This window comes from Streptomyces sp. RB17 (assembly GCF_009604455.1).
GTDB lineage: Bacteria > Actinomycetota > Actinomycetes > Streptomycetales > Streptomycetaceae > Streptomyces.
Window position 1 is genome coordinate 91,504 of record NZ_WEGL01000008.1, and the last position, 20,952, is coordinate 112,455.

Genomic DNA, 20,952 nt, shown 5'->3' on the forward strand with positions numbered 1-20,952 from the left:
GTGCCGCGGGTCGAGCGGGTTGGCGTGCCCGGGGGAAGACGTGAGGTGGTGGGGCTGTGCTGCCGTGTAACAGGGATCGGGAAGGTTGTCTGTCGGCGTGGCGGCGCCCTCGTAGTGTTGGCCGCAGGTTCGAGTCCCTGGCCGGAGCCACAAAACATGGCTGAGCGTGTACACGGTGCTGACCCGCGGATTTGTGCGAAGGTGGCGGTTGAGGGGCGGGCACGGGTGGTGCCGCCTTCGCCGGGTACGGGCCCGGCGGTTGAGAGCCCCGCGCGTGATGGAGCAGACCTCCGACCCTGGGTGATGCCTTCCACGGGCCCGGTTCCGGCGGGGAGTTACCGGGAGGTCGTGCTCCGCACTGTTGTTGGCGACGGTCAGCAGGTCGGGAGACGTCAACTGCTGGCCGTAGTCCGACGTACATGCCGATCCCCCGATCATGTGAGGCTGTTGGTGTGCGAACCTGGCCGTGGTTCCGCCCAGGTGGGTCGCGGAGAAGGGTTTTCCGGGCGTGTGGTCGCGAGGCGGTCTCCCGCACGCTCGCAACTGTCAGATGCCTGGAGTCTGCGAGCGGCCGCTATAAGCGCTCTATACGGCCATATCGCTGGACGAACACATCGGCCCCGAAAGCCGGTTGGCTCCGGGGCCGACGCGCGGCGTGCGCCACGGGGGATGCGCACCACCTGGATGAGGGTCTATACGGAGGAAGTGCTGCTCAGCCCGCCTCCCCGCTGATGTCCGCGAGGATGTTCCGCCCGGCCCCCCGCCGCAGCGCCATCAGCGCGGGCGCCACCGCCGCGACCAGGGCCGCCGCCGCGCACACCGCGACCAGCTCACCGATCGTCGACCACGGCACCACCGCCGGTGTGGGCCCCACCAGTTGACGTAAGGCCGCCCAGGACCCGGTGACGCTGATGGCCGAGCCCAGCGCGCCGAGCACGGCTCCCGCGCCCACGCACATCAGGGTCTCCACCGCCACGGCCCCCAGCACCTGGCCGGTGGTGGCGCCGGCGAGCCGCAGCATGGCCAGTTCGCGCCTGCGGTCGCTGATGGTCATGACCAGCGTGTTGGCGAGGGCGATCACGGCGTACAGGATCGACAGGCCGAGGATCATGAGGATGCCGTTGCGGGAGCTCTCCTCGTTGGCGTCGGTGGCGGCCGCGGCGACCTGCTCGGCGGTGGTGACCCGGGCGCCCAGCCCGTGCACGGCGGTGCGCAGTGCCGCGACCGTCTTGGCCCGGTCGGCACCCGGCGCGAGCCGTACGTCGATCCGGCTGGCCAGGGTCGTCGTACCACCGTAGGAGGAGTCGACGTACGCCCGCACGTCGGTGTTCCCGGCGGCGAGTACGGCGGCGACCTTCAGGTTCTTCCGGGTGCCGTCGGCCAGCCACACCTTGATGCGCTGCCCGGTCTTCGGGGAGCCGGGCCAGATGTCGCTGACGACGATGGAGTCCGGGCCGAGGTGGCTGAGGGAGCCGGAGGACACGCGGAGGTCGGCGACGGTGCCGAGGGCGGTGGAGTCGACGGCGGCCGCGTGCCGGGCCAGGGCGGGCTTCAGCGGGCGGGACGCGAAGACCGTGGTCGGAGTCGTCACCAGCGGGGTGATGCCGGTGACGGAGCGGACGCGCTGGACCACGGTACGGCTCAGGCCGGGGGTGCCGGCGGGCTGGATGACGTAGTCCGTCCGGGACAGCTGCTGGCGTACCCCGCTGACCTGGGCGGCGTTGATGGTGCCGATGGTGCCGAGCAGGCAGCCCGCCAGGCTCACGATGATCACCACGGGGGTGGTGGTGGCCGAGGTGCGGCGGAACGCGGTCAGGGCGCTCTGCCGGGCCGTCGTCCACACCGCGCCGCCCGCGTCGGCGGCGTCCCGGTCGCGGCGGGCGGCGAGGAGGCCGGGCAGGGCGGTGAAGAGCCGGATCAGCGGGGCGGCCAGCACTCCGGCGAGGGTGGCGCAGGCGCCGACGATCACCAGGACGAGGGAGGCGGAGGCGGCCGCGTTGGCACCGGCCTCCGGTTGCACGGCGGCCGTACCGGTGACCGCGACGATCCCGGCGGCCAGCGCGAGACCGCCCGCCATCCAGCGGAAGATGTGCCCGCCGCGCGGCCTGCGCTCCACCGACGCCTCCTGCAGCGCCTCCCCGGGGTTGACCCGGCCGGCCCGGTGGGACGACACCAGCACCCCGATGAGGGCGGTGACCATGCCGATACCGGCGGCGGCGAGCAGCGCCCACGAGGTGACCGGGACCGCGAAGTCGGCGGTGACGATGTGGTGGTCGATCAGCCAGGCACGGCACAGCGGGACCCCGGCCAGGCCCATCGCACAGCCCGCGGTGGAGGCGAGCACGCCGACCATGACGGCCTCGAAGTAGATCAGGGTGCGCAGCTGGCGGCGGGTGGAGCCGACCAGGCGGAGCAGGGCCAGTTCGCGGCGGCGCTGGGCGATGGACAGGGCGAAGGTGCCGGCGACGACGAACACGGCGACGAATCCGGCGACGCCGGCGGCCAGCCCGAGCGGGGTGTCCACGCTGTCCATCAGGGCGAGGAGTTCGGCATGGTGCGGGTCGGCGGTCAGACGGGCGTCGCCGGTGAGGACGAGGGCGTGGGAGGTGCCGCCGAAGCCGTCCTTGACGGCCTGCCGTATCTCGGCGGGCGAGCCGTACGCGGCGAGCGCGTCGACGGCGGGGGAGAGGCGGGCGGCCTGCGCGTCGGTGAAGAACACCGCGTCCTCGAAGGGGACCTTGGCGGTGACACCGGTGACGGTGACCGTCATGGGACCGGTGGACGTGGTCAGCGGCAACGTGCGGCCGATCAGGGAGCGGGCACCGCCGCCGACGATCACCTCGCCGTCACGGGCCGGGGCGTGACCGGCCGTCAGCCGGTAGCCGCCGGCCGCCGCGATCGACCAGCCCCGGCCCGCCTGGTCCTTGGCGCCGGTGGCGAGCTGGTCGTAGAAGCTGTGGTCGGCGATGACCTTGCCGGTCGCGCCGACCGCCTTGACGACGGCGGCCGGGAGGCCGGGCTGCTGGGCGATCGCGGTGGACTCGACCTGCCCGGAGTCGTTGACGACGTCGATGGTGGTGTTCGGTACGACGACCACCGGTGCTTTGGCGTACCGGTGCTGGGCGGGGGTGGCGACGCCGCCGGTCGCGGCGATCACCGGGATCGCGGTGGCCATGAGACCGACACCGAAGGCGAGGGCGACGAAGGTGCCGGCGAAGGAGACCCAGCGCACGCGCAGGGTGGACAGGGCGACGGTCAGCATGCGACGGCCTCCAGGCTCGTCATGCGGGCGGCGACGCCCTCGGCCGTCGGCCGGTCCAGCTCGCCGGCGAGGCGGCCGTCGGTGAGGAAGACGACGCGGTCGGCGCGGGCGGCGGCGACCGGGTCGTGGGTGACCATCACGACCGCGCGCCCGGCGTCGTCGGCGAGGCCGCGCAGCAGCGTCAGGACCTCGCGGCCGCTCTTGGTGTCGAGGGCACCGGTCGGCTCGTCGGCGAGGACCACGGCGGGGCGGCTGATCAGGGCGCGGGCGATGGCGACCCGCTGCTGCTGGCCGCCGGACAGCTCGCCGGGGGGGTGCCCGGCCCGGTCGGCGAGGCCTACGGAGGAGAGCGCGGCCAGCACCTCGGAGCGGCTCGGGCGGCGGCCGGCGAGCTTCACGGGGAGCGCCACGTTCTGCGCGGCCGTCAGCGAGGGGAGCAGGTTGAAGGACTGGAAGACGAAACCGATCTTCTCCCGCCGGAGCAGGGTCAGCTCCTTGTCCTTGAGGCCGCCGAGTTCGGTGCCATCGACGAGAACCTGTCCGCTGTCCATGCCCTCGAGGCCGGCGGCGGACCTCAGCAGCGTGGACTTACCGGACCCGGACGGGCCCATGATGGCCGTGAAGGTGCCGAAGGGAAAACCGAGACTCACCCGGTCCAGTCCGACGACGGGCTCGGGACCGGAACGGTAGGTCTTCGATACGGAGCGGAGTTCGACAGCGAATTCTGTGACGGCCATCGCGCAAGTAGACCTTCCGGGTCATGCAGGGGGGAATGAACTGCGGTTCAGTTCTGGGGGTGGTGCTGGCCATACCCCCGGGGTGAGGCGGGGAGCAGCCTGCGTGCCCCACCGTGCGCCCACGACGTATAGAGCACCTATAGCGGGCGTCCCGAGACTCACGGCATATCAAGAGCAGTACTCGATCTGGTGCGCGGACCGCGCGCTGCCCGCCGGCTGGCACCAGGAGGGCACCTCCGGCACGAAGGAGGAGTGCCTGGCCCGGATCGGCGACGTGTGGACCGACATGCGTCCCGAGAGCCTGCGCGAGCGCATGGCCCAGACCGCCTGACGGCACCCACCGACGGCCCGGGAAGCCGCGGGCGGAACGCGCCTTCGCCGTCCGTACCGCGGCCCGCCTTCCCATCTTCCACACGGCGAGCCAGGTTCCTGATTCGGTCGCCGTATTCGACGGCCACCACGAGATCAGCTAGCGCGAAATCGATGAACAGGCCCATCGCATCGCGCGTTTCCTTCACGACGCGGGCGTCGGCCGGGACACCGGCGTCGGCCTCCGCTCGCACACAGGGCGGGACCTGGCGGCGGCCGTCATCGGCGTGTGGCGGGCCGGGGCCGCCGTATTGCCGCGCTGGACGCCGGCGACTTCCCTGCGGCGGCCGACGTCGTCCTCACCGACGAGGAGTACGACCACCCCCGCGCCCTCCGCCTCGACCCCGGCGCCCTCGCCGCTGCACCCCGTCGCGCCCGTCGACAGCACCCCGGACCCGCTCGCCCCCGCCTGGGCCGTGCCGGGCCCGGACGGCACGCCCGCCCTGCTGCTCGACCACGACACGCTCGCGAACCAGGTCGGCCGGCTGGTCGACGAGCACGGCGTCGAGGAGAGCGACCGGATCCTGCACGCGGGCCCGGTCCACACGTCGTACGGACCGCTGCCGGCCGCCCTCACCACCGGAGCCGCCGCCGTCCTCACCCCGGGCGACGACGCGTCCGTCCTGCCGCGCACCCTCGCCGAGCACTGTGTCACCGTCCTCGTCGCCACGCTCGAGCTGCTGGCCGGCGCGGTCGCCGCCGACGGCTGGGAGGGCGCCGTACCGCGACTGGTGCCGGCGGCGGGCTCCGCGCTCGCCCGTGAGACCGGCCGCGCGCTCGCCGAGCGCACCAGCGCCGAACTGCGCACCCTGCACGTCCTGCACGGCGGGGCGCTCACCGTCGCCTCCGCCGACTTCGACCCGCGGCGGGAGACGGCCGGGCCGCTGTTGGGCCAGCCGGTCGACAACGGATGGCTGCTCGTCCTCGACGAGTACGGCGACCCCGTCCCACCCGGCATCCCCGGCGAACTCCACGTCTCCGGCCACCAACCCGGTGACGGTCACCCACCGGCAGCTGGCCGAACGGGTCGAAGCCGGCCTGTGCGTGCTGGGCACGGCACGGCAGGCGGCCTGGCTGATGCCCGCGTCCGACCCGGCCGAGCGGCTCCACCTGGTCCTCGCCTCGGGCGCCCGCGTGGTGCTCGCGGGCCGGGACACGGCGGGCGATGCGCAGGCGCTGGTCGGGTTCGTGGACCGGCAGCGGATCACCCACATCCAGGCGACGCCCGAGGAGTGGCGGGAGCTGCTGGCGGCGGGCTTCGACAACTACGCCGTCACGGCGCTGGTCAGCGGTGGATCGCTCAGCCCGGACCTGGTCGAGGAACTGCTGGACAGGACCCAGCGGTTGATCGCCGTACAGGGTGTCCGCTACGAGGAGCTGGACGGCTTCCCAAAGCCGGCGGGCGCGCTGCGGTGAGCCGGTGAGACGCCGGGGAACGGGACCGACTCAGTGGATCTGGATCGCCCCGTTCCCCGTCCGCACCGTCACCGCGTGCCTCGACCCCCGCTCCACGGGAAGGCTGATCCGGGGTGCGGTGGGTCCGCCGCTGTGGGCCTCGACCGAGTAGTCGGCGTCCTGCGGCATCTCCAGGTCCACGCTGCCGTCGCCGGTCGACACCTCGACGCTCGTCGGGGGAGCGGCGAACTCGGCGCGGACGCTGCCCTGGCCGCTGGTGACGGTGACATGGCGGGATCGGGAGTCGGTCACGGCCACCGCGCCGGAACCGCCGTGCAGGACGAGGGTGCCGGCCGAACCGGACACGCTGATCTGGCCGCTCTCGCTGCGCAGGGAGAGCGGGCCGCCCAGGCCGCTCGTGCTGATCTCGCCGCTGCCGGAGGTGACGTCGGCGGCCAGGTTCGCGGGCACGGTGATCCGCAGTCGCAGCGAACAGCCCTCATGACAGGACGACTTCACGGTCACCATGCCGCCGGAGGAGGCCACCGCCACCTTGGGCGCGGCCTGCTCGTAGTCGCCGGACGCGTCGACGTGCACCAGGGAGTCCGTACCCGGGCTCAGCGTGACCCCGGCCCGTCCGGCCTCCACCCTCAGCCGGGTGCTGTCCGCCGCGTCGGCCCGCAGCGACCGGGAGTAGCCGTGGTCGGCGGAGAGCACGAAGAGCAGCCCGAAGGAGACCGCCGCGACCGACACGGCCAGCACGGCGAGGCCGCCGGCGACGATCCACCGGTGACCGCGCGGGGGCGCCACGGGCTGCGGGACGCCGGTCTCGGGCTCGATGTCGGGCTTGATCTCAGGCTCCCAGATAACGCAGCACGGCCTGTACCCGGCGGTGGCCGCCGCCGTCGGCCGGGGGCAGGTCCAGCTTCATGAAGATGTTGTTGATGTGCTTGCCGACCGCGCTGTGACTGACCGTCAGCGCGTCGGCGATGCCCGCGTTGGACTGGCCCTCGGCCATCAGCGCGAGCACCTCCCGCTCACGGGCGGTCAGTTCGGACAGCGGGTTGGCGCGGTTGACGCGGGTCAGGAACTGCTTGACGACCTCCGGGTCGAGCACCGTCTCCCCGGCGGCGACGCGTTCCAGCGCGGCCACGAAGTCGTCGACGTCGTCCACCCGGTCCTTGAGCAGATAGCCGACCCCGCCGCTCTGGTCGCCGATCAGCTCGGAGGCGTACCGCTCCTCCACGTACTGGGAGAGCACCAGCACCCCGATGCCGGGCCACTGGGCGCGGATCGCCAGGGCGGCGCGCAGGCCCTCGTCCACGAAGCCGGGGGGCATCCGGACGTCGGTCACACAGACGTCCGGCCGGTGCTCCTCGACCGCCCGCAGCAGTGCCTCGCCGTCACCGACGGCCGCCGCCACCTCGATGTCCGCCTCGGTGAGGAGCAGCACGATGCCCTGCCGGAGCAGGGCGGAGTCCTCGGCGATCACTACCCGCATTGCATGTCCACCTTGATCAGGGTCGGTCCACCGGGAGGGCTGGTCACGTTCAGCCGGCCGTCCACACCGGCGACCCGCGCCGCGAGCCCGGCGAGGCCACTGCCGCCGCCCGGATCGGCGCCCCCGCGGCCGTCGTCGCCGATCGTAACGGTGAGCCGGTCGCCGCTGCGGCGGATCTCCACCCAGGCCCGGTCGGCCTGGGCGTGCTTGGCGACGTTGGTCAGCGCCTCGGTCACCACGAAGTAGGCCACCGCCTCCACGGCGGCCGACGGCCGGGGCTCCACCTGGACGTCGACGGTGACCGGCACCGGCGCGCGGGCGGCGACCGCCGACAGCGCGGCGGCGAGCCCCCGGTCGGTGAGCACCGGCGGGTGCAGTCCCCGGGCCAGGTCACGGAGTTCGGTGATGGCCTCACGGGCATCCGCGCGGGCCTGTTCGACGATCTGCCGGGTGCCGTCGTCCCCGGACCTGCGCAGTCGCGACACGGCCCGGCCCAGCGCCATGCTGACGGCGACCAGACGCTGCTGGGCGCCGTCGTGCAGATCGCGTTCGATACGGCGGCGCTCCGCCTCGACGGCCGCCACCAGCTGCGCCCGGCTCTCCGTCAACTCCTCCACGCGTTGGCTGAGTTCGAGGTCTCGGGGCGGGGCGAGCAGGGTGCGCGCGAGGGCCGTGTCGACGGCGAGCAGCGCGCGGACCAGCAGCGGTGACACGAACACCCCGGCCAGCAGGGCGAGCGCCGACACCAGCAGGGCGCTGTCGAGGGAGGCCACGGTGAACGGCCAGATCACCGCGTGCCCGCTGCCCAGCCGCGCGTAGTACAGCGGCAGGGGCAGCAGGGTGAGCGGGACGGCCCAGGCCAGGGCCACGGTCACGCTGGTCATCAGGGACATCGGCACCACGGCGACGCAGTAGCCCAGTTGCCGCCAGGTGCAGCGGGCGGTGGCCAGGGCGCGCGCCGAGCGGAACGGGGCGCGGCTGGGCGGGAATGTTGAGCGCGCAGGTCGCGGCGTAGCGGACGCGTTCCGCCGCGGCGAACCGGTCCAGGGCCCAGCCCGCCGCCACCATGACCGGCAGGCCGATCAGGGCGACGGGCAGCAGCATGATGCCGAGGGCGAGGACCAGCAGGAGGGCCAGGGCCGCCGATCCCGTCACGGCGTCCCCGGCCAGATGGGCGGCGCCGCACCACAACGCGGCCGAGACCAGGGCCCGGTGCGGGGCCCGGGGGATCGCCCGGTGCGCGGCTTGTGGAGTGGCCCGGCGGGGAGCCGCTGAGTCGCGCACCGTCCCGTTCGCCGCCACCCGGTCGTCGCCCTCCACCGTCACCGTCCCGCTCATCCGCCGCTCCAGACTCTAGCCGCGGGTCAGTCCCACCCGTTGTTGACGGGGACATCCAGGGTCGCGGCCAACTGCGCGGACGTGCCGGTGATGCCCGTGGTCACCTCGACGCCGGCGGCGCTGGCGGTGCCGGCCTTGGAAAGAGCGGACGGGGCAGACGTGGAACGAGGCCGCGTCGCCCACTGCTTGGGAGCGAGTGTTGGAGGAACTGGCGGGGGTTGAGATGATTCCGGCCGTTCCGGTGCCCGAACCATCGAAAGAGTCGCCGTTGCCTGACATGCTGGTCGAGGGCGTGGTCGAGCCCCGCTCAATGGCATGAGTGAACGATCACGTTCACTGTGGCGTCCACGGGAGTGAGGTCGCAACAGTGAACGCGAGCGTTCACCTGAACCTGCGCCCCGCTTCGCGTCCCCCTGTTGCTGCGGCGCGGCGCACCTTGTCCCCGGAATCCCCGCTTCCCTCGTTGGAGAGACACAGATGGTTACGTCGCGCTGGACGGCCGCTCCCGATCGGGCGGCTTCCCCTCGACGGCGCGGAGTGGTGCTGGAGCGCGCGATCCTCGACGCCGCGCTGGAGCAGCTCGGCGAGGTCGGCTGGAAAGGCCTGACCATGGAGGGCGTCGCCGCCGGTGCGCAGACCGGCAAGGCCGCGGTGTATCGCCGCTGGCCCTCCAAGGAGGACCTTGTCGCGGACGCGCTGGTGGCCGGACTCCCTCGGGTCGAGACGGCCCCGGACCTCGGCAGCGTGCGCGAAGACCTTCTCGCGCTGTGCCGCGAGGTGCGGCAGATCATGTTTTCGCCGCCGGGTGTCGCGCTGCGCTCGGTGATTCACGAGTGCGATCAGACCCAGGCGGAGCGCTTCCAGGAGGTGATCGCCGCAGGGGTGGTGGAGCCGACCGTCAAGCTCCTGGGGGAGGTCGTCACCCGCGGAATAGAGCGGGGCGAGGTGCGTCCGGATGCAGCCAATGGCTACGTCTTCGACGCCATCCCGGCCATGATGATGTACCGCTCGAAGATGTGCGCCAGCGAATGGAGTGATAGGGATCTCGAAGAGATGATCGACCAGCTGATGCTCCCGCTGCTGCGGCCCTACGGAAGCTGATCCTGCATGCCTGCGATCCGCGCGGCGGTGGGACGACCGGGGGTGTCGGCCGGCGACCCCGGCGGCGTACCCTAATGGCGCCATGCCGTACGAACCGCCTACTCACACCGTCGAGCGCTCCCTGCGCGCCACGACCGGAGCGAAGGTCATTGCCGGTGTCGACGAGGTGGGGCGCGGCGCCTGGGCCGGACCTGTCACCGTCTGTGCCGCGATCACCGGCCTCCGCCGTCCTCCGGAGGGGCTGACCGATTCCAAGCTGCTGACGGTCAAGCGGCGTACGGAACTGGCGGTGACCCTGCGCGCGTGGGTGACGGCCTATGCGCTGGGGCATGCTTCCCCCGAGGAGATCGACGACCTGGGGATGACGGCCGCGCTGCGGCTCGCCGCGGTCCGCGCCCTGGACATCCTGCCGGTCCGCCCCGATGCCGTGATCCTCGACGGGAAGCACAACTACCTCGGCGCCCCCTGGAACGTGCGCACGGTGATCAAGGGCGATCAGTCGTGCGTGGCCGTGGCGGCGGCGTCGGTGATCGCCAAGGTTCAGCGCGACAAAATGATGGCCGAACTGGGTGTCGACCATGCAGACTTCGGTTTTGCGGACAATGCCGGGTATCCGTCGCCCGTGCACAGGGCCGCACTGGAGGAGTGGGGGCCCACCCCGCACCACCGCTTGTCGTGGGCGTATCTTGATGCGCTGCCTCAGTGGCGGCACCTCAAGAAGGTCCGCAGCTGGGTGGACGGAGGCGGTCCGGAGATCGAGGGTCAGCTCGGCTTCGATTTCTGACGTTTCCGCTCGCACTGATGTGCCACCCGGTCACCCGCGCCGCACCAATGTTTGATAGATATCAGCTCATGCCTCTCATTCCCGAGGAGCCTCAGATTCACGAGAGTGCCCAGGGTCCCCGCGCCACTCCGGCCAGCGGCCGTAGCGCGCCGACCCCTCGCCCCGTACCCGGCCCCCGCCCCGCGGCTCCGTCCCGCCCCGGTCGTCCCGGTCCTCCGCGGCCGGCCCCGCCGGTGCAGCGCACGCCGCGTGACGCGGCCCCGGCCAAGCCGGGCCCGTCCGGTCCGGCCGCTCCCGCCGCCACGGCGGCAACCCCGCAGATCCAGCTGATCCCTGCCTCTGCCGAGGGCGCGCTCGACGCCGCCGATGAGGCGGTCGACCTGCTGCTGGACTCGGGTCGTGCCCCCGGCGACGTGCTCGTGATCACGACCGGGTCCGAGCACCCGTGGGCGGAGCACGAGCTGTCCTTCGGCGAAGCTTCCTATTGGGCGCAGCACGATGCCGGTGACGACGTCTTCTATGCGGACGCCGCCGTCGCCTCCCGCGCCGCGTCCCGCCCCGTGGTCGTCGTGGCCATCAACGGAGGCCCCGCTTCCGCAGCTGCCTCGGCCCTTCCGCTGGCCCACACCCGGGCCGGTGCCCTGCTGATCGTCTGCGGCGACCCGCAGCAGATCAACTCGGTGCTGGGCGCCGGCGTCTGAGCCTCTTGGCGCACCTCGGCGCACGGGGGCGACAAAGGAACCGCTCCGGCGGAATCCGCACGGCGTGGCCGTTGGCATGTCCGGGTGAGGGGTGCGGTCGTTCTGCGTGTGCCGGAGGCCGCTCCGCTCGTGGGACGGCGTTCCGGCAATACACCAAGACGCCAGGGGCGGGGCAGCGGTTGCAGGGCGGAGGCCGGACCCCGGCTCACGCTGCCGGACGGCCGAGGCCGGACTGTGAAGCCGCCGCCCTCATGGGCAGGGCGGCAGGCACTTGGGCAGAGGCCCTCGTACGGCTGGAACGGCTGCCGGATGCGGCGGGGGTGAGCGGTCCGCTCGGCAGGACACAGCTCCGTGTCCCCCGGGCGCCGTAGGCCCTTGCGTCGCTCCGGTCACGGGCGGCCCATGCGTTTCTCGGGGCACGGCCCCGTGCGGCGCTGCGCGTCGGCACACCAGTGGGCGGGCGCTTGGCCGTTCTTGCGGACAGGGCGGTGACCGGATGACAGCCGGGCAGAGGCCGACCTGCCGCCGTGCCCTTCAGCGAGCCGCCGCCCGGCGCAGGACCTCGGAGACCGGGCCGCCGGTGCGCGGTGCGAGCGGCGGGGCCTCGGAAGTGGCGAAGGGTTCGGGTGCGGAGCCGGCGTTGGGGCGGCGGCCGCTGCGTCCTTCGCCGAGCACATGCCAGCCGTCGTGGGTCAGCGTGATGTACGCCCCGCACCGCAGCCCGTGCAGTGTGCAGGCGTCCCGCAGGCCCCACATCCAGGCCCCGTCCTCCTCCGTCCAATGTGCGTCGCCCTCGCGGCAGTAGACGAGAATGGCCGTGCGCACCGGGGTCCGGCGTCTCAGGTCGTGCGGAATCACCCGGCGCAGCTGCGCGAGCAGTGCGTTGCGGAACATCCAGCCGTCGGGCGGGGCCGGACGACGCGTGAACGACGCGCTGGCGCACAGCCGCTCGTCCGGATCCAGCACTGCCACGATCGCCGTGGAGGGCCTCGGCCGATGGCGGGCGTGCAGCCCGCTGACGACCTCGCGGGGGTTGCGCAGCAGAGGGATTCCGGCGGCGGCCCATTCGGCCGGCTCGAGCAGACGACTTGCGGAAGCGGCGGACGCGGAGGTCGACAACGAGGCCGCCGAGGACGAGGCGAATCCGAAGGTCACGTTCCTCCCTTCGGCTACGCGCCCACACTGCGGGCGAGGTCGGATTCGAGGGACCGCGCACCGCAGCGGAGCCCGACCGATCACGGACGAGCCGCGCGGGGAGCGGACCTCAATTCTTCCTGCCGAACTTGGATGCGGCAACGAGCAATTGAGGCCACCGGCTGTTATCTGGTGGTGCGTGGCTTATATCCCTACCCAAAGGTCGGCCCGATGACGCCCGAGGTGCCGGGCTGTGTCCCGTACTACTGCCGCGGCGGGTGCCCGCTCACGCCTGGACGGCCAGGACCAGCGGCAACACCGCCCGTGCGCCGGATTTTCTGAGCAGACGTGCCGCGACCGCGAGGGTCCAGCCCGTCTCCGTGAAGTCGTCGACCAGCAGCACCGGGCCGTCGGCCGCGGTGAGCGCCGAAGCGAGGGCGAGCGGTACCGTCAGCGCACCGTCGAGGGCCTTCAGCCGCTGCGCGCTGTTGCTGCGTGACACCCGCGGCACGTCCTCGGCGTACGCCACGGAGCCGAGCAGCGGCAGCCGGCCCACCTCGGCGATCCGGGAGCCCAGGGAGTCGATCAGCAAGGGCCGGGTCCGCGAGGCGACGGTGACGACACCCACCGGCCGTGCCTGGACGCCCGGCGCATCGGAAGCCCAGCCGCCGGGGCCCTTCGCCCAGTCGGCCAGGACGCCGACCACGGCCCGCGCCACATCGTCCGGCACAGCGGTGTCCGGTGCCTGGGGCGCGAGGAGCGGACGCAGCCGGTTGCCCCAGCCGATGTCCGAGAGCCGGCCCAGGGCCCGCCCCGGCGAGGCCTGTTCACCGGCCGGAATGCGTCCCTTGAGATCGATGCCGATGGCCGGCAGGCCCGTCGGCCACATGCGGCGCGGCTCCACCTCCACGCCGGCCCGGCCCAGGTCGCTGCGCGCGGCGTCCACCGCCACCGTGGACGTGTCGGCGGAGAAGCGCGGTCCGGCGCAGTTGTCGCAGCGGCCGCAGGGGCTGGCACCCTCGTCGTCCAGCTGACGCTGCAGGAACTCCATCCGGCACTCGGTGGTGGACGCGTAGGCGCGCATCGCCTCCTGCTCGGTCGCGCGTTGCCGGGCCACCCAGTCGTAGCGCTCGGTGTCGTACGACCAGGGCTCCCCGGTGGCGATCCAGCCGCCCTTGACGCGGCGGACCGCTCCGTCCACGTCGAGGACCTTGAGCATGGTCTCCAGCCGGGAGCGGCGCAGCTCGACCAGCGGTTCAAGCGCGGGCAGCGACAGGGGGCCGTCCGCCCGGGCCAGGACGTCCAGGGTGCGCCGGACCAGCTCTTCGGAGGGGAAGGCGAGCGACGCGAAGTACTGCCAGATCGCCTCGTCCTCCCTGCCCGGCAGCAGCAGCACCTCGGCGTGTTCGACACCGCGGCCCGCCCGGCCGACCTGCTGGTAGTAGGCGATGGGTGAGGAGGGGGAGCCGAGGTGGACCACGAAACCGAGATCCGGCTTGTCGAAGCCCATACCGAGCGCGGAGGTGGCGACCAGCGCCTTGACCCGGTTGGCGAGCAGATCGTCTTCGGCCTGCTGGCGTTCGGCGTTCTCCGTCTTGCCCGTGTACGAGGCGACGGTGTGCCCCCGCTGTCGCAGAAACGCGGTGACCTCCTCGGCGGCGGCGACGGTGAGCGTGTAGACGATGCCCGAGCCCGGCAGGTCGTCGAGATGCTCGGCGAGCCAGGCCATCCGGTGCGCGGCATCCGGCAGCCGCAGCACGCCGAGGCTGAGGCTCTCCCGGTCCAGCGGTCCGCGCAGCACCAGGGCGTCCGAGGTACCGCCGGTGCCCAGCTGCTCGGCGACATCCGCGGTCACCCGGGCATTGGCCGTGGCCGTGGTGGCCAGCACGGGGACACCGGGCGGGAGATCGCCGAGCATGGTGCGCAACCGCCGGTAGTCGGGCCGGAAGTCGTGACCCCAGTCGGAGATGCAGTGGGCCTCGTCCACGACCAGCAGTCCCGTCGCGGCGGACAGCTTGGGCAGGACCTGGTCGCGGAAGTCCGGGTTGTTCAGCCGCTCCGGGCTGACGAGCAGGACATCGACCTCGCCGGCCGCGATCTCGGCCTGGACGGTGTCCCACTCCTCGGAGTTGGAGGAGTTGATGGTGCGGGCATGGATACCGGCTCGGGCCGCGGCCTCCACCTGATTGCGCATGAGCGCGAGCAGGGGCGAGACGATCACCGTGGGCCCGCTGCCTCTGGCCCGCAGCAGCGAGGTCGCCACGAAATACACCGCGGACTTGCCCCATCCGGTGCGCTGCACCACCAGGGCCCGGCGCCGCTCGGCCACCAGTGCCTCGATCGCCCGCCACTGGTCCTCGCGCAGCCGGGCCGCGCCCGTGGCATCCCCGACGAGCCGGGCGAGGACGGCGTCCGCCTGCGCCCGGAGATCCGCGTTGCTCGTGTGCTCCATGCGTCCCATACAACAGGACGGGACCGACAAGCGGGCGGCCCACCGCCCCGGCTGTGGACAACCGGGACGGCCTTGTCGTGTTCCTGATCCGACTTGTCCACAGGCCCAACCGGAATCTCGAGATCCGCGAGATCGTCTGCGCATGACGAATCACAGCGAAACCACCGGACCGTTCGAAAACGGCGACATCTCGGGGCAGGAGCCGCTCACCGGCCTGTCCGCGCACGACACGCAGGTCACCCTGCGCACCCCGGCCGAGCTGGCCGACGCCCTCCCCTACCTCCTCGGCTACCGGCCGGAGGACAGCATGGTGCTGGTGGCCCTGCACGACCGTGAAGGCCGGGGCAGGTTCGGCGGCCGGGCCCGGCTAGGCATCCCGGCGGACGAGGAGGACTGGGAGGCGGCCGCACGCCAGCTGGCCCACGGCCTGGTGACCGGCAGTGAACGGCGGGGTGCCCGGCCCGAACAGATGGTGGCCTACGTCTGCCAGGAACCGGCCCCGGGAGAGTCCGGCCGCGACGTCAAGCGACGGCTCGAGCGGCTGGCCCACCTGCTGCGCACCCAGTGCGGCGAGCGCGACGTGCCGGTCATCGAGGCACTGTGCATCTCCGACGGCCGCTTCTGGTCGTACTGCTGCCCGGTCGAGAGCTGCTGCCCCGAGGACGGCTCGCCAATGGGCCTGCCCGGCACCTCCGTCCTGGCCGCCGCGGCCACCTACGCAGGCATCCAAGTGCGCGGCACACTCCGGGAGTTGCGTGCCAGGCTGCAGCCCTGGGAGACGACCGCGGCCCTGGAGCAGGAGATCGCCCTGGACACGGCCGGCATGACGCTGGTGCCGCGCATTCTCGACGAGGTGTCCCGCGCGGAAGTGGCACAGGAGACCCTGGACCTCGCCGAGCGGATCATCGACCGCTTCGCCGCCGCGGCACCGGTGTCCGGCACGCATCCGGCGGACCTGCGCGACGACCGCCTGCTCGCACACGACGAGGCGGCGACTTTGATCCTCGGGCTCCAGGACCGCACGACCCGCGACCGCGCGGCCGCGTGGATGGAGGGCGACGCGGCCGGTCCGGCCCTCCGGCTCTGGCGCGCCCTGGCCCGCCGCTGCGTCGGACCCTACGGCGAGCACGCCGCGGCCCCACTGACCCTGGCCGGCTGGGTCGCGTGGTCGACGGGTGACGAGTTGGAGGCCCGTGAGGCACTCGCCATGGCGCTGGGCGCGGATCCCGAATATCTGTTCGCCCGGCTGTTGCACCAGGCCTGCAACGAAGGCCTCGACCCGGAAGCGATCCGCCGCTGTCTGCGCGCCGACCGTGCGGATCGCGTGAGGCGTACGCCGGCGGACACCGGCTCACAGTCGCACGCGGAGGAGAAGACGACCCCGGCCGAGTTGCCGGCAGCCGAAGACGCGACAGGGACCACCCGAGCCGACGACCAGGGCGGCGACGAAGTGGGCCGGGAGACGGGCACGCGCCGACGACGCCGTGTGCGACCGGCCGACGGCGGCGATGCCCGCCGCGCGGCCAGGCCCACGGGCGGACGGCGGAGGCCGGCCGGATCCCACCCCGGCCCGTCGGCTGCCGAACCCTCGCGCCCCGGCAGCCGGGGCCTCGGCGACGCCCGCACGCGTGCGGCGGAACAGAGCGGCACCACGGCCGGCTCTCCCCTGACGAAGAACGACCACCGCAAGCCTGAAGGAGAGGCGTGATCGCCGTGCGGGGGAGCACGGGCGCGTACCCGGTCGAGCAGGCCCGTCCGAGGAAGACGCCTGGCGCATCGACGGAGTCGGCGGGAGGCGACGCACACCCCCAGCAACTGCTCCGGCAGCGATCTCCCGCGAGCCGGTGCGGCGGCCCTGGCAGTGGCACTTCACGGCCGCCAGGCCGACCGGGTCCATCGCCGTCCCCGACTGCTCGGGGCGCATGCGAGGGGCCGTCGCGCGTCCGGTGGTGGAAGCGGTTCGTGGCCGGCCTGAGCGGCATCGCTCCTTTCTTGCGCCGTCACTCGGTGGGTGTCGCGGAGACGAGCCGTGACGCGGACCAGCCCCCTTCCGTCCACCTGAGTGGCGGAACGCCTGGCTGGCCCCTGCCGCCGTACGACCTCTGTCCGGCGGGGCGTCCCACGGGTCGCCGGCATGTTCGAGGCGCCGCGAGCGCAGAGAAAGCCACCCCATGCACCAGCAGCCGACTCCGCCCTTCGCCACCGACGACGAACGTCCGTCCCTGGGACAGTCGTGTGTGGTCGCCGCCGGACGGTGCCGACGTCACCGCACGGCAGGCCATCGCCGCCCCACCGTCACCCAGGGACCTCGGGCCGAACTCCGCGCCAGGCCACGACAGGCCGCGGACTTCGGATCCAGAGCTAGGCCGGGGCAGGCCAGGTGAGCATCATGATCAGGGAAGCCGCGCCCCGTTCCCCGTGCGCATCAGACGGCTGGGGCTCGCCCGGCCGAGGAGGCCTGCAACTGGCAGTGTGACCTCGTACGACGCCACGGAGACGAAGAACGGCAGCCGGTCCTGCGCCCCATACGAGAACGAAGCGGAACCATCATCGATGCGGCCGGGGAAGGGAGTGTTTATCGTCAGGCAGACGACTATGATCGCGGCATGCCCTACGACCCGTCAGCCTTTCCGCCCTTCGCCGTCACCGTGGACCTGGTCGTGCTGACCGTGCGCCGCCACGCCCTGTGCGCGCTGGCGATCCGCAGGGGCGAGCCCCCGTTCCAAGGGCGCTGGGCGCTGCCCGGAGGTTTCGTAAGGGCCGATGAGGACCTCACCCAGGCGGCGGCGCGCGAGCTCGCCGAGGAGACGGGGCTGTGTGCGCACGACCCGTCGGCCCCGGTTCAGGACAACGGGGCTCATCTCGAACAGCTCGCCACCTACGGGGACCCCAAGCGGGACCCGCGCATGCGCGTGGTGAGCGTCGCGCACCTCGCGCTCGCGCCCGACCTGCCCGCCCCACGAGCAGGAGGCGACGCCGCCAACGCGCGCTGGGCGCCGGTCGAGGAACTGCTCCAGCAGGGCGGTTACGGCCGCGACGGCGAGGCCGTGGCACCGCTCGCCTTCGATCACGCCCAGATCCTCGCCGATGGCGTGGAACGGGCCCGGTCCAAGATCGAGTACTCGTCGCTGGCCACCGCGTTCTGCCCACCCGAGTTCACCGTCGGCGAGTTGCGCCGGGTGTACGAGGCGGTGTGGGGAGTGGCCCTCGACCCGCGCAACTTCCACCGCAAGGTCACGGGAACCCCCGGATTCCTCGTCCCCACCGGAGGGACGACCACGCGCCAGGGCGGTCGGCCGGCGCAGCTTTTCCGGGCCGGCGGTGCCACCCTGCTCAACCCGCCGATGCTGCGCCCCGAGGTCTGAGGCGCACGGGCGGGGCGTCGGTTCCGCCGAACGGCGGACGTGAACCGGGTCCATCGGCAGCACGTGTGGTAGTAGACCGGGTGGTACCCGAAAAAACGGACATCACACGCTATCTTGCTGCAGGTGATCCAGGCCTTCGGACTGACCAGCAACCCCCGCAAGGCGCACCCGCCCGCCGTCGACGATGTCTCCTTCGAAGCACACGCGGGACACGTCACCGTGCTCCTCGGAGGCGCCGGCGCGGGCAAGACGACGACGCTCAGACTGATGCTCGAACTTCAACAGGGGCGCGGCATCACCTACTTCAGAGGGCGACCCCTGCACCGGATCGCCCATCCCGCGCGGGAAGTCGGCGTGCTCCTCGGCGACGTACCGGGGCATCCGGCCCGCTCGGTGCGCGGACATCTGCGCATGTTGTGTGCGGCCTCGGGAGTTCCGGCGCGACGGGCCGACGAGGTCCTGGAAGTGGTCGGCCTCGTCAGCTTCCGCGAGGAGCGCCTCGGCACGCTCTCGCGCGGGATGGACCGCAGGCTCGGCCTGGCCTGCGCTCTGCTGCCCGATCCGCACACGCTCGTCCTGGACGAGCCCGCCGGCGGTCTCTCTGTCCGTGAGGCGCAATGGCTGCACGACACGCTGCGAGCCCACGCCGGCCAGGGTGGCACGGTGCTCCTCACCACGGCCGACCCCAAGGAGGCCGCGCGCAGGGCCGACCGGGTCGTGACCCTCGACGGCGGCAGAATCGTGGCCGACCAGGTGGCCGGGGAGTTCGCCCGTACCCGGCTGCGTCCGCGCGTGGCGGTCCGCAGCCCGCAGGCAGCACGGCTCGCCACCCTGCTCGCCAAGGAGGCCCGTACCGCGCGCCGGTCCGTCGAGGTCGTACGGGAGGGCGGCAACCACCTCTCGGTGTACGGCACCACGACCGCCGATGTCGGCGAGACGGCGTTCCGTCACGGCATCCTCGTGCACCAACTCGCGGACGAGATCGGCGACATGGGGCCGGGATCCGGTACCGGGGCAAGCGTCTCGTCCGCGGAGCCGACCCCGGATTCGGAGAGCGAGACACCTGCGGAGCTGGAACACGCCGGGCCCGGACCGTCGGCCACGGAACCCGAGCCGTCGGTCCGCGGCTTGCCGACGGTGGATGCGGGTGCCTCGGGGCTCGCCCTGGCCGCGTCCGCGTCCGGCATTCCGACGCCCGGTTCGTCGGTGGCCGAGTCCGGAGCACCGGTACTGGCCGAGTCCGGAGCACCGGCACTGGACGCGTCCGTGTCGGAGCCGGCCCCTGCGGCGTCCGGCCTCGCGTCGGGTGAGCCGGGCACCATCGCGTCGGGTTCCTCCGGGCGGGAGCGGGCCACCCTGCCGTTCGGCTTCTCGGTGGGAGTACGGGAGAGCGGCCCAGCGCAGACCCCGGCGGGGCTGCGGGCCGTTTCCGGCGCCTCCTCGGGCGAGGAGCCGCCGGCGGGCGAGCGGGCACGGGCCCTCAGCGGTGAGCAGCCGTCGCTCAGGGAGACGTGCGAGCCCGGGCAGGGGACGGCGCACACCGAGCCCGTCGAGCGTGTTCCGGCCGAGGGTGCGCCGCTGGGCGACGCGACCCCGGGAACCGGCGGGAGGACGATCGGCGATGTCGGGCCCGTGGGTGAGGACGCCCTCGACGGAGGTGCCGCAGCGGTGCCCGCCGAGGTGCTCGTGGGAGCCGACGGAGGCCGGACCGCCGACGCCGCGGCCACCACGGACGCCGGGGGCGACGCGGCCTCGGCCGCCCAGGAACCGCAGACCGGCGCCGCGAGCACGATGGCGCCGGGCATCTCCGGCCTGAGCACCCGCCTCCCCGGCGCCAGAAGGCCCGGCACCGGTCAGCCGCAGGCCACCGGCGCCGCCCGCCCCGAGGGTGTACGTTCTCCTGATCCCCTTTCCCCCCTCCCACCCCCCATCCCCGTCCGCCCCGCCCCCAGCCCCCTCCGCCCCCTTCGCTACGAGATCCGGCGCGCCGCCGGCATCGGCGTCGGCTTCGTCACCTGCGGTGCCGTACTGGCGGTGTCCGCGCTCACCGCCGTACTGCTGGCCAGGATCGGGCACACCCCGCAGGCGCGGCTGTTCGCCGCGTGGCCGCGGGAGCTGCCGCTGCCGCCCGCGGCGCTCGCGGCTGGGCTGCTCGGTGCGCTGGCCTTCGGGGACGAGTTCCGCCACCCCGCCCTCGCGGCGGACCGCGGCACCGTGCCCCGACGGCTGGGGCTGCTCACCGCGAAACTGCTCGTCTCCGGGGCCACCGCGGCCATGCTGGCCTTCCTCACCGTGGGCTGCGACGCCGAAGCGCTCTACATCGTCTACGGACGGGAGCTGACGCAAGTTCCCGCGGACTGGCTGTCGCTGGGCGCGAGTTGGTTCTGTCTGATCGTCGGCTGCGCCTGGGCAGGTGTGCTGGCGGCCGGTGTGTTCCGGTCCACCACGGGCGGCCTGGCCGCCGTACTCGCCGTACCCGTTGTCGTCGTCCCCCTCGTGCACGAGGTGATGCACGGGCCCGCCCTGCGCTTGGCCGACGGGTTTCCGGTGCGGATGCGAGAGCTCTTGCTGCTGCAGTGGCCCTTCGGCGGCGAGCGCTATCTGCTCGGGATGGCGCGGGTGTTCGCCCAACCCGTGGGCAGCGCACTGGTGTTGTCGCTGTCGGCGCTGCTGTGCGCGTATCTGTTCACCACACTGCGCACCCGGTTCCGGTGACGCCCGTGCGTCCACTTCCGATCCCGCCGTGTGCACAACTCCCCGCGGTAAGCCCATTTCTTTCCGATAAGGCGTCAATTGCGACGGGGTGAGCGATC

General features: G+C 72.8%; 15 protein-coding genes and 2 pseudogenes. 9 read left to right on the forward strand and 8 right to left on the reverse strand.

Annotated features, from left to right (window positions below):
* Positions 1–712: 712 nt before the first annotated feature.
* Positions 713–3,262 carry an FtsX-like permease family protein gene (locus tag SRB17_RS31825; RefSeq protein ID WP_153543646.1) on the reverse strand — a complete coding sequence of 850 codons (2,550 nt, stop codon included), beginning with the start codon at positions 3,260–3,262 and terminating at the stop codon, positions 713–715.
* On the reverse strand, positions 3,256–3,999 hold the full coding sequence (locus tag SRB17_RS31830) for an ABC transporter ATP-binding protein (RefSeq protein ID WP_153543647.1): 744 nt from the start codon (positions 3,997–3,999) through the stop codon (positions 3,256–3,258). The genes SRB17_RS31825 and SRB17_RS31830 overlap by 7 nt, the downstream gene beginning before the upstream one ends.
* Positions 4,000–4,102: 103 nt before the next feature.
* Here SRB17_RS31830 and SRB17_RS46790 point away from each other — a divergent pair, with 103 nt between their 5' ends.
* The 3 genes and pseudogenes from SRB17_RS46790 (at position 4,103) to SRB17_RS46800 (ending at position 5,784) form a co-directional block, all read left to right on the forward strand.
* Positions 4,103–4,330 carry an MbtH family protein gene (locus SRB17_RS46790; protein WP_416237106.1) on the forward strand — a complete coding sequence of 76 codons (228 nt, stop codon included), beginning with the start codon at positions 4,103–4,105 and terminating at the stop codon, positions 4,328–4,330.
* A gap of 454 nt (positions 4,331–4,784) precedes the next feature.
* A pseudogene (locus SRB17_RS48610) lies at positions 4,785–5,297 on the forward strand (hypothetical protein); the annotation flags it as partial.
* A 64-nt stretch (positions 5,298–5,361) separates the two neighbouring features.
* Complete coding sequence (locus SRB17_RS46800; RefSeq protein WP_153543649.1) at positions 5,362–5,784, forward strand: AMP-binding protein; 423 nt, start codon at positions 5,362–5,364, stop codon at positions 5,782–5,784.
* Positions 5,785–5,814: 30 nt separating this feature from the next.
* Here SRB17_RS46800 and SRB17_RS31855 read toward each other — a convergent pair whose 3' ends face one another.
* The 4 genes and pseudogenes from SRB17_RS31855 to SRB17_RS48615 form a co-directional block, all read right to left on the reverse strand.
* Positions 5,815–6,573 carry a DUF4097 family beta strand repeat-containing protein gene (locus SRB17_RS31855; RefSeq protein ID WP_153543650.1) on the reverse strand — a complete coding sequence of 253 codons (759 nt, stop codon included), beginning with the start codon at positions 6,571–6,573 and terminating at the stop codon, positions 5,815–5,817.
* A gap of 43 nt (positions 6,574–6,616) precedes the next feature.
* Positions 6,617–7,264 (reverse strand): response regulator transcription factor, encoded by a 648-nt coding sequence (locus SRB17_RS31860; RefSeq protein WP_153543651.1) that lies wholly within the window; start codon positions 7,262–7,264, stop codon positions 6,617–6,619.
* Positions 7,255–7,983 carry a sensor histidine kinase gene (locus tag SRB17_RS31865; RefSeq protein WP_416237111.1) on the reverse strand — a complete coding sequence of 243 codons (729 nt, stop codon included), beginning with the start codon at positions 7,981–7,983 and terminating at the stop codon, positions 7,255–7,257. The genes SRB17_RS31860 and SRB17_RS31865 overlap by 10 nt, the downstream gene beginning before the upstream one ends.
* A pseudogene (locus SRB17_RS48615) lies at positions 7,975–8,602 on the reverse strand (sensor domain-containing protein); the annotation flags it as partial. The pseudogene SRB17_RS48615 and the gene SRB17_RS31865, both read right to left, overlap by 9 nt.
* Before the next feature lie 477 nt (positions 8,603–9,079).
* Between SRB17_RS48615 and SRB17_RS31875 the strand changes: the two are divergent.
* The 3 genes from SRB17_RS31875 (at position 9,080) to SRB17_RS31885 (ending at position 11,188) form a co-directional block, all read left to right on the forward strand.
* The gene (locus SRB17_RS31875; protein ID WP_153543653.1) at positions 9,080–9,703 is read left to right on the forward strand and encodes a TetR/AcrR family transcriptional regulator; all 624 of its coding nucleotides are present in this window, start codon (positions 9,080–9,082) and stop codon (positions 9,701–9,703) included.
* 82 nt (positions 9,704–9,785) lie between these two features.
* Positions 9,786–10,487: a ribonuclease HII gene (locus tag SRB17_RS31880; protein WP_153543654.1), complete on the forward strand. Its 702-nt coding sequence runs from the start codon at positions 9,786–9,788 to the stop codon at positions 10,485–10,487.
* 68 nt (positions 10,488–10,555) lie between these two features.
* Entirely contained in the window at positions 10,556–11,188 is a 633-nt protein-coding gene (locus tag SRB17_RS31885) for a hypothetical protein (protein ID WP_153543655.1), read from the forward strand.
* A gap of 534 nt (positions 11,189–11,722) precedes the next feature.
* On the opposite strand, the gene SRB17_RS31890 is transcribed toward SRB17_RS31885, so the two are convergent.
* On the reverse strand, positions 11,723–12,343 hold the full coding sequence (locus SRB17_RS31890) for a hypothetical protein (RefSeq protein ID WP_323376531.1): 621 nt from the start codon (positions 12,341–12,343) through the stop codon (positions 11,723–11,725).
* 265 nt (positions 12,344–12,608) lie between these two features.
* Positions 12,609–14,774 carry a RecQ family ATP-dependent DNA helicase gene (locus SRB17_RS31895; RefSeq protein ID WP_153543656.1) on the reverse strand — a complete coding sequence of 722 codons (2,166 nt, stop codon included), beginning with the start codon at positions 14,772–14,774 and terminating at the stop codon, positions 12,609–12,611.
* A 142-nt stretch (positions 14,775–14,916) separates the two neighbouring features.
* Here SRB17_RS31895 and SRB17_RS31900 point away from each other — a divergent pair, with 142 nt between their 5' ends.
* From SRB17_RS31900 to SRB17_RS31910, 3 genes are all read left to right on the forward strand, one after another.
* Complete coding sequence (locus SRB17_RS31900; RefSeq protein WP_153543657.1) at positions 14,917–16,482, forward strand: DUF4192 domain-containing protein; 1,566 nt, start codon at positions 14,917–14,919, stop codon at positions 16,480–16,482.
* 898 nt (positions 16,483–17,380) lie between these two features.
* Positions 17,381–18,139 (forward strand): NUDIX hydrolase, encoded by a 759-nt coding sequence (locus SRB17_RS31905; protein ID WP_153543658.1) that lies wholly within the window; start codon positions 17,381–17,383, stop codon positions 18,137–18,139.
* A 123-nt stretch (positions 18,140–18,262) separates the two neighbouring features.
* A complete protein-coding gene (locus SRB17_RS31910) occupies positions 18,263–20,854 on the forward strand; it encodes an ATP-binding cassette domain-containing protein (RefSeq protein ID WP_323376532.1) in 2,592 nt (863 codons plus the stop codon).
* The last annotated feature ends 98 nt before the right edge of the window (positions 20,855–20,952 follow it).

What these genes read in the sequence shown, in the direction of transcription:
- SRB17_RS31825 (WP_153543646.1), bottom strand. Translation starts at nt 3,262, where the DNA reads ATGCTGACCGTCGCCCTGTCCACCCTGCGCGTGCGCTGGGTCTCCTTC.
- SRB17_RS31830 (WP_153543647.1), bottom strand. Translation starts at nt 3,999, where the DNA reads ATGGCCGTCACAGAATTCGCTGTCGAACTCCGCTCCGTATCGAAGACC.
- SRB17_RS31860 (WP_153543651.1), bottom strand. Translation starts at nt 7,264, where the DNA reads ATGCGGGTAGTGATCGCCGAGGACTCCGCCCTGCTCCGGCAGGGCATC.
- SRB17_RS31875 (WP_153543653.1), top strand. Translation starts at nt 9,080, where the DNA reads ATGGTTACGTCGCGCTGGACGGCCGCTCCCGATCGGGCGGCTTCCCCT.
- SRB17_RS31880 (WP_153543654.1), top strand. Translation starts at nt 9,786, where the DNA reads ATGCCGTACGAACCGCCTACTCACACCGTCGAGCGCTCCCTGCGCGCC.
- SRB17_RS31885 (WP_153543655.1), top strand. Translation starts at nt 10,556, where the DNA reads ATGCCTCTCATTCCCGAGGAGCCTCAGATTCACGAGAGTGCCCAGGGT.
- SRB17_RS31895 (WP_153543656.1), bottom strand. Translation starts at nt 14,774, where the DNA reads ATGGAGCACACGAGCAACGCGGATCTCCGGGCGCAGGCGGACGCCGTC.
- SRB17_RS31900 (WP_153543657.1), top strand. Translation starts at nt 14,917, where the DNA reads ATGACGAATCACAGCGAAACCACCGGACCGTTCGAAAACGGCGACATC.
- SRB17_RS31905 (WP_153543658.1), top strand. Translation starts at nt 17,381, where the DNA reads ATGCCCTACGACCCGTCAGCCTTTCCGCCCTTCGCCGTCACCGTGGAC.